General features: G+C 53.6%; 7 protein-coding genes. All 7 read right to left on the bottom strand.

Going from position 1 to position 11,618, the window contains the following annotated elements; genetic code table 11:
* Positions 1–91 precede the first annotated feature (91 nt).
* A complete protein-coding gene (locus tag QZ305_RS00085) occupies positions 92–826 on the bottom strand; it encodes a carboxymuconolactone decarboxylase family protein (RefSeq protein ID WP_294729423.1) in 735 nt (244 codons plus the stop codon).
* 160 nt (positions 827–986) lie between these two features.
* Entirely contained in the window at positions 987–1,973 is a 987-nt protein-coding gene (bsh, locus tag QZ305_RS00090) for a choloylglycine hydrolase (protein ID WP_294729425.1), read from the bottom strand.
* Between the two features lie 174 nt (positions 1,974–2,147).
* Positions 2,148–5,672, bottom strand: coding sequence for a pyruvate:ferredoxin (flavodoxin) oxidoreductase (gene nifJ / locus QZ305_RS00095; protein WP_294729427.1), 3,525 nt, complete (start codon positions 5,670–5,672; stop codon positions 2,148–2,150).
* A 139-nt stretch (positions 5,673–5,811) separates the two neighbouring features.
* Entirely contained in the window at positions 5,812–6,603 is a 792-nt protein-coding gene (locus QZ305_RS00100) for a radical SAM protein (protein ID WP_294729429.1), read from the bottom strand.
* A complete protein-coding gene (locus QZ305_RS00105) occupies positions 6,600–8,996 on the bottom strand; it encodes a formate C-acetyltransferase/glycerol dehydratase family glycyl radical enzyme (protein WP_294729430.1) in 2,397 nt (798 codons plus the stop codon). Before QZ305_RS00105 ends, QZ305_RS00100 begins: the two co-directional genes overlap by 4 nt.
* 141 nt (positions 8,997–9,137) lie before the next feature.
* Positions 9,138–9,851, bottom strand: a complete 714-nt coding sequence (gene deoC, locus QZ305_RS00110; RefSeq protein WP_294729431.1) for a deoxyribose-phosphate aldolase — start codon at positions 9,849–9,851, stop codon at positions 9,138–9,140.
* A gap of 323 nt (positions 9,852–10,174) precedes the next feature.
* Positions 10,175–11,371 (bottom strand): mechanosensitive ion channel, encoded by a 1,197-nt coding sequence (locus tag QZ305_RS00115; protein WP_294729433.1) that lies wholly within the window; start codon positions 11,369–11,371, stop codon positions 10,175–10,177.
* Between the last annotated feature and the right edge of the window lie 247 nt (positions 11,372–11,618).

Raw genomic sequence — 11,618 nt, forward strand, 5'->3', positions numbered from 1 at the left:
GGAGAGAAAAACCCGGAACCTGCTGGCAAACAGCCTGCAGATTCCGGGTTGTTTTGTTCTGTCAGACAGCTGTTTCAGAACGCTGTCGTTTCTATTTCAGGGAGTTGTAGAAGTCAGGATCCACCGGTTCTTCCCAGATGGTGGAAGTCTCTTTTCCGGGAATGCCCATAGCCAGGTGGGCAAACCAGGAATCCGGAGCCGCCCCATGCCAGTGTTTTACATTGGCGGGAATCTCAATGGAATCTCCCGGATTCATCTCCACCGGGTCCTTTCCCCATTCCTGATAATACCCGCGGCCGCCAACACAGATAATGAGCTGTCCGCCGCCTTCTTCGGCTCTGTGAATGTGCCAGTGATTGCGGCATCCTGGTTCAAAGGTCACATTGGAGATGCCGCCGCCAATGGGTGCCAGATAGCTCTGCCCGTCAAAATACTGCGCATAGGCATCATTGGGTTCACCAATCGGGAACAGAATGGTTTCCTGGAAATCCGCTTTGGGGTCATCTTCGGTCCAGATATCTTTCGCCAGCCGGAACGCAGCCCAGGCTTTGGGCCAGCCGGCATAGAAAGCCGCATGGGTGATCAGCTCTGCAATCTCCGTTTTTGTCACACCGTTGTTCTTCGCCGTCTGCAGGTGATGCACAAAGGAAGAGTCCGTGAGTCCCTGTGCCAGCAGCGCGGTCACGGTGATGATGGACCGCTGCTTCAAAGAGAGCCTGTCTGTCCGGTTCCAGACTTCTCCGAACAGAATGTCGTCGTTCAGATGAGCAAATTCCGGGGCAAAATCCCCAAGCTGTTTCCGTCCTGCTGTCTGTTTTACTGTCATGGGTATCCTCCTGTTGTTGAACGTGGTTTCTGTCTGTATTGTAAAATGCCGATGCAGATTGCCAAAATACCGGTTTAGCAACTCGCTTTATGCCTGTCAGGCATAATAAAAACCCGCATATGCGGGTTTTTATTACAGATTGTGTTCGGCCGGGTCAGCCTCAGTTCAGGAAATTGACGCCCTGTTTTTCGGAGACCGGATAGATGATCAGCTTGTCGCCATCCAGGTTCAGATCCTGTACATGCAGTCCGTTGATCTGCTGGTTGCCATAGGTCGTCCAGTAGAAGTCCTGCGTGGCCAGGTTGCAGCCGGATGTGTAATGCGTGACTTCCCACAGATTGCCGGGTTCTTCGTTTGTACCCCGGGCCATGGCCACACTCTGCATGATGTGGAAGAACTGCGTCAGTGTATCTTCGTCGGTTTCCTTTGCCACAGAATTGTTCAGCGTGAAGCCCACGCGGACAAACCGGGACATGGAGTCTACGCCACCGGGCAGACCGCTGGATCCCAGACCGGAGCAGTAGATATCCAGATCCACATCCGGGGTGATCCGGTTGACCGGATACTTGCCCGTCAGATTCTGATACTTGCAGAAGTTATAGTACTGAGCCGGATACTCCGGAACATTTGTCAGACAGTTCAGCGTATCATCGTGAACCACAAGACCTTCTTCCAGGGGTTCCACCACAATGGAAGAATCCTTGTCCGCCATCAGCCAGTGCAGCGGAGAAGCCTGATACTGTGCGGAAAAGCTGGTATCCAGAACCGTGATTTTCGCCAGTTCCTTCTTCAGGTCAGCCACAGATTTGCAGGTGCACAGAAGATAGGGGATGAGTTCGAAAGATGCCAGTCCGATGGACTTTCCTTCCTCGATTTCCTTTTTATAGACTGCCAGTTTCGGGAAGTTCAGCCCGGCAATGCCGACGCCATATTCGTTCATTGCCTCAAAATACAGAGGATATTCACCATCCGGGGCCAGCGCCATGCCCACCATCGCAGGGTGTTCCTTGAATTCCATGCCATTGCGAAATTTCAGCGGAAGATTCCGGGGGGTGACCATGACCTGGTTGCCCATGGCATACTGAAGATCCAGGTTCCGTCCAAAATATGAGTAGGAACCGTTTTTATACAATACTGAAGTACACATTAGTCCAATGCCTCCTAACCAATTTGATTATAGGATCTTCAATACAATTACTCTTTCCAGACGCCCAGAACAGCTTATGTCCCGCAAGCCCAGAACCGCTTTTATCCCATAAATAGAAGAAACCCAAAAAAGGAGGGAACACGTCCCTCCTTCTGATCATCCTGAACCGGATGATTACATGTTGTTGTCGCGGATTGCTTCCAGACGGGCGTGACGGCGTTTTGCGTCAGCTTCTGCCTTGGCGAACATCTTCTCTGCGAATTCAGGGCCTTTCAGCTTCACGAGCTGCGCATAGCGTGCTTCCTTCAGCATGAAGTCCTTCATCTTGGAGTAGTCAGCCGGCTTCTTCGTATCGATGGTCAGCGGCTGTTCCTTCCGCGGATCGTAGCGGTACAGATCAACGTAACCGCATTCCACCGCATCACGCTGAACCTGCTGGTGGTTGCCCAGACCGCCCTTGATGCCGTGTTCGGCACAGGGAGCATAGGCAATGATCAGGGACGGTCCGTCATAGGATTCGGCTTCCTGGAATGCCTTCAGAGTCTGCATCTTGTCGGCGCCCATGCATACGGATGCAACATATACGTGTCCGTAAGCCATGGCGATCTGACCCAGATCCTTCTTGGCTGTGCTCTTGCCGCCTGCGGCGAACTTGGCAACAGAAGCCCGGGGTGTGGACTTGGAAGACTGACCGCCGGTGTTGGAGTACACTTCGGTATCCAGAACCAGAACGTTGATGTTCACGTCGTTGGCCAGTACGTGGTCCAGACCACCGTAACCGATGTCATAAGCCCAGCCGTCGCCGCCTACGATCCAGTTGCTCTTGGCTACCAGGTCGCCCTGCAGCAGTGTCTTGACATCTTCATCCACATCAGCTTCGGCAACCAGTTCCTTGATTTTCGGAGCCAGCTCGCGCTGTTTGTCCTTGTCGTTGCCTGCATCCAGGTACTGCTGGAACAGATCCTTCAGTTCCGGCTGAACCTTGTCCAGACTTTCTTCCATGGCCTTGTAGATCTTGGACTGGCTGTAGTTGTTGGCCAGAGCCATGCCGTATCCGAATTCAGCGTTGTCTTCGAACAGGGAGTTGGCCCATGCAACACCATTGCCGTTCTTGTCTTTGACAAAGGGGCTGGAGGGGTTGGCACCGCAGTAGATCGAGGAGCAGCCGGTTGCGTTGGCAATCTGCATATCCTGACCGAACAGCTGGGAAGCCAGACGGTAGTACGGAGTTTCACCGCATCCAGGGCAGGATCCGGGCACTTCGAAGTACGGCATCAGCATCTGGGAACCCTTGATGGTGCCCTTCGGGAACAGATCGTTCTTGTATTCGGTTTCCTTGAACAGGTAGTCAGCCAGAGGATCGAGGTACAGCTGAGAGTTGACATCGACCATCTTCAGGGCCTTTTCACCCTTCTTGCCCGGACACTCGTTGGCACACAGACCGCAGCCTACACAGTTGGAGGGGGAAACCTGTACACGCCAGCGCAGGTCGGTATCCTTCTTGCCCATCAGCGGCAGAGTGGCAAAGCCTTCGAATTCCTTCGGAGCGTTTGCGATTTCTTCCGGTGTCAGTGCGAAGGTACGGATCGTGGCGTGGGGGCATACGAAGGAGCAGAAACCGCACTGAATGCAGTTGTCCGGGTTCCATTCCGGTACCATTGTGGCAATGGTCCGCTTTTCCTTGAATGCGATGTTGTTCTGCATCGTACCATCCAGAACACCGTTTTTGGTGAAGGAGGATACGGGCATGTCATAGCCTTCCAGGCCATTGATGCGTGCAGCATATTCATCCCAGTAGGGGTCACCGGTTTCTTCACGCAGGGAGGAAACAGGCAGGTTCTTCCATTCCGGATCAACCGCAACTTCAACCAGACCGTCCTTGCCGGCGTCAATGGCTTTGTAGTTCAGTTCAACAACGGCATCGCCTTTTTTGCCATAGGACTTCTTGGCAGCAGCCTTCATCAGTTCCACAGCCTTGTCCAGCGGCATGATCTGCGGGTTCAGCGCGAAGAAGGCAGACTGCAGGATCGTGTTGGTCCGGCGGCCCATGCCGATGTTCTGCGCAATTTCCGTAGCATCGATGATGTAGAACTTGGCATCCTTGTCAGCCAGTTCCTTCTTCAGACGGTTGGGCATGTGCTTCACGATCTCATCCTTGTCGAATGTGGTATTCAGCAGGAATGTGCCGCCTTTTTTCAGGTTGCGGGCCAGATCGTACTTGAACATGTAGCTGTCCAGGGATACGGAGATGAAGTCCGCGTTGTTGATGTAGTAGGTGGAGTGGATCGGGCTGTTGCCGAAGCGCAGGTGAGAACGGGTTACGCCGCCTGCCTTCTTGGAGTCGTATGCATAGTAGCCCTGTGCATACATATCCGTGTTGTCGCCGATGATTTTGATGGAGGACTTGTTGGCGGAAACAGTACCGTCGGAACCCAGACCCCAGAACAGACACTCGGTGGCGTCGCTGTCGATGATGTAGTCCTTGTCAACCGGCAGGGATGTGAAGGTCACATCGTCTTCGATGCCCACAGTGAAGCCGTTCTTGGGCTCATCCTTTTTCAGCTCATCGAATACAGCCTTGATCTGGTTCGGAGCAGTATCGTGGGAACCAAGACCGTAGCGGCCGCCGATGATTTCGATGTCCTTGTCCTTCAGGGAAGCCAGAACATCCAGGTACAGAGGTTCGCCTGTGGCGCCGCCTTCCTTGGTGCGGTCCAGAACAGCGATCTTCTTTGTGGTTTCCGGCAGGGCTTCCAGCAGGTACTTCGTGGAGAACGGACGGAACAGGTGAACTTTGACCAGACCGATCTTCTCGCCTTTGGCAACCAGATCGTTGACCACTTCTTCCGCTGTTTCGTTCACGGAACCCATGGCGATGATCACACGCTCTGCGTCAGGGGCACCCACATAGTTGAAGGGGTGGTATTCGCGGCCTGTGATCTCGGAAATCTTGTCCATGTATTTGGCTACCACATCAGGCACGTTTTCGTAGTGCTTGTTGCGGGCTTCCACACCCTGGAAGAAGATGTCATCGTTTTCGTTGGCACCGCGGGTCACAGGGTTGGTGTGAGGCTGCATGGCGTTCTTGCGGAACTCTTCCAGAGCTTCGTAGTTGATCAGTTCCTTGTATTTGTCTGTGTCGAAGACTTCGATCTTGTCCACTTCGTGGGAAGTACGGAAACCATCGTGGAAGTGCAGGAACGGTGTGTGCGCTTCAATGGCAACCAGGTGGGCGATGCCGGCCAGATCCATGACTTCCTGAACGGAGCCGGAGCTCAGCATCGGGATACCTGTCTGACGGACTGCATATACGTCCTCGTGGTCACCGAAGATGTTCAGGGAACGGCTTGCCAGAGAACGGGCAGCCACATGCAGAACAACCGGCAGGTTTTCACCGACCCACTTGTAGATGTTCGGGATCATCAGCAGCAGACCCTGAGAAGCGGTGAAGGTTACCGGGAGAACACCCGCCTGAGCCGCACCGTGAACAGCGCCGGAAGCGCCTCCCTCAGACTGCAGTTCAGCGATTTTCAGCACTTCGTCGAAGGCGTTCTTACGTCCCTGTGTCGCCCAGACATCCATCACTTCCGCCATCGGGCTGGAAGGCGTGATCGGATAGATGCAGCTCATTTCGGAAAGAGCATAGGCGTTATGGGCGGCAGCTGTGTTGCCGTCCATGGACTGGAATGTTTTCGCCATTTGTATATAATCCTCCTTCTTGTTTACATACAATACCCATTATAAAGAAAACCCCTTCACTTTGAAAGGGGTTATGCATGATGGAAGAGGCGACACATGCCGGATTATGACAGTTTCTGATCCAGTGTCAGCCTCACTGTCATCTGTATCTGTCCAAAGAGAGTCCCAGACGCCGGCATTCACTCCGGATCCAGTTCTTCAGTCCCGGATCGAAGGGCGGTACAGACATCAGTGGATACGCTCTGCCCAGGGCTTTGTACTTCCCCCTGCCCAGTTCGTGATACAGCAGCACATCCACTTCCATGGGTGCATTTTGCTGGGCAGCTGCCAGTTCCAGACGTTTTCGGATATCATCCCGGCTGTCATTGCAGCCGGGTACCAGAACCAGCCGCAGCCGCCAGGGAACCCTGCTTTGCCCCAGCAGTGCGAGATTCGCCAGTATTGCCGCATTGCCCAGCCCAGTCAGTTCTTCATGCAGAGCAGGATCCGCCGCTTTCAGATCATAGAGAACGAGATCTGTCTGTTGCAGCAGCCGGGAAAAATCAGCGGACTTCACGCATCCGCTGGTATCCAGACAGACATGCACACCTTCCTGGTGCAGCAGCGTCATGCACTGACAGACAAATTCCGTCTGCATCCCCGCTTCACCCCCGGAAAATGTGACCCCTCCCCCGCTTTCTTCGTAAAACACCTTGTCCCGCAGCAGACTGGCAGTCAGCTCTTCCGGACTCATCCACCGTCCTGCAGTCCGGATTTTTCCGGAGAAATTCAGCTGCACCGGTTCGGGTTTCAGAAACTCGGGATTCGAGCACCAGCGGCAGCGCAGGGGACAGCCCATCAGAAACACTGTGGTCCGGATTCCGGGACCATCCTCCGTGGAGTATCCCTGAATTTCCCCCACCAGACCCCGGCACAGGGATATCGGTCTCACAGCCGGTTTTCTGTCCGTTCAATGATCGCCAGCTGAGTTTCCGGCATCAGCGACACATACTGGGCGCAATACCCGGCAACCCGGACAATCAGATCCCGGTAGGCTTCCGGTTCCTCCATCGCCCTGTGCAGCGTTGCAGAATCCACCACATTGAACTGATTGTGATAGATCCCCATGCGGCGGCTGGCTTTCAGGAAACCGGTGAAGCGGTTCAGATTCTCATCTCCCTTCAGGGATGCAGGAGAAAACCGCATATTCAGCAGCTGTCCGGCTGCCACTTTGTCGTTGGGCAGTTTGGCCACCGAACGGATCACCGCCGTGGGACCGCAGACATCCGTTCCCTGGGTGGGAGAGCAGCCTTCATTCAACGGACTGCCCGCCATGCGGCCATCCGGTGTGGCTCCCACATCTCTGCCATTGGGGACATAGCTGGTGATGTTGGAGGTGCTCATGGCATAGGCTGATACCGCCGGTCCCCTTCCCTTGCGGATGGTTTCATACCGGGGCAGCAGCTGCAGATAGGACTGGAATACATCTGCCACCATCCCATCTGCTTCGTCATCATCGTTGCCAAACTTCGGCACAGCCAGACAGAGACGCCGTATTGCAGCGGAATCCGGGCTCTGCCAGTTGTCCTTCATGGCTGCTTTCAGCTGTTTCAGCGTAACAATGCGGTCTTCAAACACCAGCTTTTTCAGCACAAGCAGCGAATTGCCCACCACAGAGGGACCGATGTTGCTCTGACTCACCACATCATAGACACAGCCGCCTTCCTTGGCGGTCCTGCCTTTCTCCAGGCAGCCCTGAATGAACACCGAAGCGAAAGGAGACGCATCAAACTGCTCCAGGGAGCGGTCACATACTTTGTCGCATTCCACAGCAATGTCGGTATAGAATTTCAGCAGATCATTCCAGCTCTTCCACAAAGCATCCCAGCTGTCAAACACTTCCAGCACCGGATACAGGCAGATGCCGGAATCCGGATCAGTGCCCCCGTTCAGCAGCAGTTCCAGAATCTTTCCCCAGTTCACGTACGTCATTCCTGTCGCCCGGTGACCGTATTTGCCCGGAACGCCTGTTTCCACACAGCCGATGGCACAGTAGTCATTGGCATCCGGCCAGGGGATCCCCAGATCGTGAATGGCTCTGGCGGCTGTATCGTCATTGAACATGGAGGGCATGCCGCAGCCGGTGGCAATGAGTTTTGCCGCCAGACGAAGCAGATCATCCGGCGTATCTCCGTTGTAGCGCATGGAAAAATTCGGTTCTGCCATGGCAGTGAGATTCATGGCTTCCACGCAGAGATACGACAGCGGACAGGTCCCGTCTGTGCCATCCGGCCGCCGTCCGCCGATCATCAGATTGGAATACAGAGGATAGCCCTGAGAAAACCGTGTGTGACCGTACGGGCGGACTTTGTTGCAGGAAGAATTCATGAGAAACATATGTGTCAGCAGCTCCAGGGCTTTTTCCCGGGAAAGGCGGCCGGCAGCCAGATCCCTTTCGTAATAAGGATCCATGTACTGGTCGAAGCGGCCATAGCAGAAGCTGTGTCCGTTGGATTCAATCATCTGCAGGACGTGAACCAGAAAAACTGTCTGCAGGGCTTCTTCAAAGGTTTCAGCCGGATGTTCCATGAGATGGGAGGCCAGTTCCTGCATATGCAGCAGTTCCTGTCTGCGCTGCTGGCGGGTTTCTTTCTCTGCCAGCTGACCGGCAAGTCGGGAAAACCGCTTGATCCAGTCCAGGCTGGCTTCCAGGCAGATGGCGGCGGCTTCATAAAATGCCCGCTGATGCCCATCAACTGCCGCTGCCATCTGTTCTCTGCATTCATCAGCCAGAGAGCGGAATCCGCGGTTCAGCAGCATTTCATGATCCGGCACGATATGTCCGTCTCCGGACATGGAAATTCCGCCGCGGTGGATGACTTTCTGCTGTTCCGCCAGCCGTACAGATTCCGGTGTGGTGGCTTTTACCACATCTTCGTGGGTCTGTCCATGCCAGTAAGGCTGAATGGCCCGGAGGGAAGCAGCCGTATCCGGATCCACCTGAAAAACGTCTCCGTCCCGCCGGGCAAATTCGTCCAGCTCATCGATCACCCAGTCTATGGAATACTCGGGAAAGACAGGGGCCGCGAAACTGCGGCTTGCCTGGCAGCCGAAAATCAGTGAATCTTCCCCGATCCAGATGGTCATTTCCTTCAGCGTGGCTGCAAATGCCCTGGCCTTCCGCAGCAGCCAGTCCTGCCCCTCTGTTTCCTGAAACGAGCGGGTATAGATCTCTGCACGTTCACTGCAGAGACTGGCTTTCCGGTTCTGCATGACCGAACGGAACCGGTGGATCCGCTCCAGATCCAGATCGCTGTTTTCAGGTACGAATTCCAGAAACTCCATACAACTTTCCTTTCTGTTCGGTATCTGTTCTGTAACTGCAGCATGCTCTGCCGCGTGGCTTGCCGGCAGGCGGCAGACAGCCGGTTTACAGGCCAGATGGACCGCAGGTTCGCTGCGGTCCATCTGTCACAGTCACGTTATTCAGTCCTGGATTCCCAGCACCACAGGCACGCTTCTGTAGCCCACACCCATGCGGTCGATCCCCATGTCAATCAGTTTCAGGAAATGATCCCGGGTGCGGATGCAGCCCGATCCCTTCACTTTCATCTCCGGACTCACTTCTTCCATCATCATGGCAATGACCTCCGGAGCCGCGCCTCTGGCTTCATGCCCTGTCAGGAATCCGGTGCTGGTCTTGACGAAATCCGCGCCGGACTGTTCCACGATCCGGCTTGCCTTCCGGATCTGCTCTCCGTTCAGGGCATCGGTTTCCAGAATGACTTTCAGCACCTTTCCCGCTTCATGGGCTGCGGCGGCGCACTGTTTCAGATCTTCCAGAACTTTGTCGTATTCTCCGCTGCGGATCAGACCGAAATTGGCCACGATATCAATATCCGATACTTCCGGGCTTCTGGCTGCATCTCTGATCTGCTGAATTCTGGATTCCGTGCTGGAGGTTCCAAAGGGAAAATCCGCCACCGGGGCCAGCGTTGTGGCACTGCCCTTTACATACGGCTCGCAGAGTTCGATGTACTTCGGGTTGATGCAGATGGTCGCACACTTTTTGGCAACTCCGTCCTTTGTCAGTTCGATGATCTCCTCCTGTGTGAACTCCGGTTTCAGTACCGAGTAGTCGATGTAGGAAGCCAGTTCCTCCATGGTCATGTTTTCTGCTTTTTTGTCAGGTTTTTTCATATGGTTCCCTTCTTTCTGATCCTATCTTACCAAGTGATGAATGTTTTTGTATGAATAGTTTCGTTAATTTACGTATGCAAACCAAATACGGTTTGAAACGGAAGATTCAGACCGGGAAATACTTTTGAACCGTAAAAATCCGGCCGGTTTGCTCATCAGACAGGCAGAAATATCCGGACTGTCCAGTGCAGACAGAATCCTGTTATAATCTGAACCCTGTCGAAACCGCTTTCTTTCCGGTTTCAGTGTAACCCGGATTGCAGAAAAAAACCGGAATTCTCCGGTTTCTTTCAGCGAATATACCTGACCGTGGATACAGCTGGTTACTTGTCTTCCTGTCCGATATGGAATTTCTTCTGAACATCCGCCAGGACATTTTTTGCAAATTCCCGGCCGCCAATGCCGAAGCTGATGGCAAACGCCACGGCCAGCGCTGCAATGACCAGAATGAATGTGGAATCCACCAGTGTTCGCGCAATACCCAGCTGATTGAGGATCATGAAAGCCGCAATGACATAAATGGCATATTTCACAACCAGGCCCAGAGACCCATGACCGTTCTTTTTCAGCGTGTTGTCTGCAACGGCTCCCAGGAAGAAGGCAATGGCCAGAATGATGACAGCCGTCAGCAGATACGGCATATAGGCAATCACAGCTGTACCGATATGCGTCAGAACGCCCAGGTGCAGCGTGGAGAAACTCTCTACCACAAAGAAGATAATCATAACCACTTCCACTGTCTTGCCGGCTACGGAAGAAAGCACGAAGGGAGAATCATCTCTGGCACCTGCAAGAGCAGCCAGTCTGGCATCCAGACCGGAAGCCGCAATGATTCTGGTCACAATGTTGCCGCAGAACTTCGCCAGTACCCAGCCGATGGCAATGATGACCAGGGCAGCCAGAAGACTGGGGATATAGGAGAAGATGATGCTCAGCATGGCGATTGCCGGATCGGAAATGGCTTTGATGTCCAGTACGTACAGCGCCGAAATGATGACTGGAATCAGGATCAGCACATAGACGATGTAGGCAATGGTGTTGGAGAGTCTGCCCTCGTCCCGGACTTCAATGCCGGCGATTTTCTGCAGTCTGTTGACCTCCAGCTTGTTGAGAACCGGCACAAGCAGCTCTCTGACCAGCTTTGCCACATAGAATCCAATCCAGAGAATGATGACGCAGAACAGAATGTTCGGGACATAGCCCCAGACTGTGTTGAGCAGTGTCAGAATCGGAGCGGACACCTGTGTCATGCCGAGAATTTCAAAAATCCCCGGTACAAACAGCAGGAAGACCACCAGCTGAACGAGTTTGCCAATGAGATCAATTGTTTTCGGTCCCTGGTTTTCACCGCCGTCACCGGTTCCTTTCATGGTGGAAAGCTTCGTTTTTGACAGCAGTTTGATGATCAGAGATTTGGCAATCGCAGCCACGATGAATGCCAGCACCAGCAGCAGCACTGCCTTGATGGCGGTGCCAAGACCGGTGTTGAAGAAATCAGTAAACCATCTGAAATCTCTCATGGTGTATCCTTTCATGCACCTTCGGTGCTTTACCTATGGTGATTTACCTTTGGTAATTTCAACATAGCATATCAGTCATTTCAAACAGGCCGAGATGACCGCACGAACCGGAAATTCCAGATGTTTATTTAAATGTCATGTCAAAGGAAGATTACTTTGGTAAACATTCTGCCTGTTTCCCCGGGAAAACCCTGGTTCTGCCTTTTCACTTTCGTTCTTCAGTTCTTCGGCTTCGACGGCTGATTGC

Source organism: uncultured Faecalibaculum sp. (genome assembly GCF_910588395.1).
Lineage (GTDB): Bacteria > Bacillota_I > Bacilli_A > Erysipelotrichales > Erysipelotrichaceae > Faecalibaculum.

Excerpts from the sequence above, each read along its gene's own strand:
- QZ305_RS00085 (WP_294729423.1), bottom strand. The coding sequence starts at position 826 with ATGACAGTAAAACAGACAGCAGGACGGAAACAGCTTGGGGATTTTGCC.
- bsh (WP_294729425.1), bottom strand. The coding sequence starts at position 1,973 with ATGTGTACTTCAGTATTGTATAAAAACGGTTCCTACTCATATTTTGGA.
- nifJ (WP_294729427.1), bottom strand. The coding sequence starts at position 5,672 with ATGGCGAAAACATTCCAGTCCATGGACGGCAACACAGCTGCCGCCCAT.
- QZ305_RS00105 (WP_294729430.1), bottom strand. The coding sequence starts at position 8,996 with ATGGAGTTTCTGGAATTCGTACCTGAAAACAGCGATCTGGATCTGGAG.
- deoC (WP_294729431.1), bottom strand. The coding sequence starts at position 9,851 with ATGAAAAAACCTGACAAAAAAGCAGAAAACATGACCATGGAGGAACTG.
- QZ305_RS00115 (WP_294729433.1), bottom strand. The coding sequence starts at position 11,371 with ATGAGAGATTTCAGATGGTTTACTGATTTCTTCAACACCGGTCTTGGC.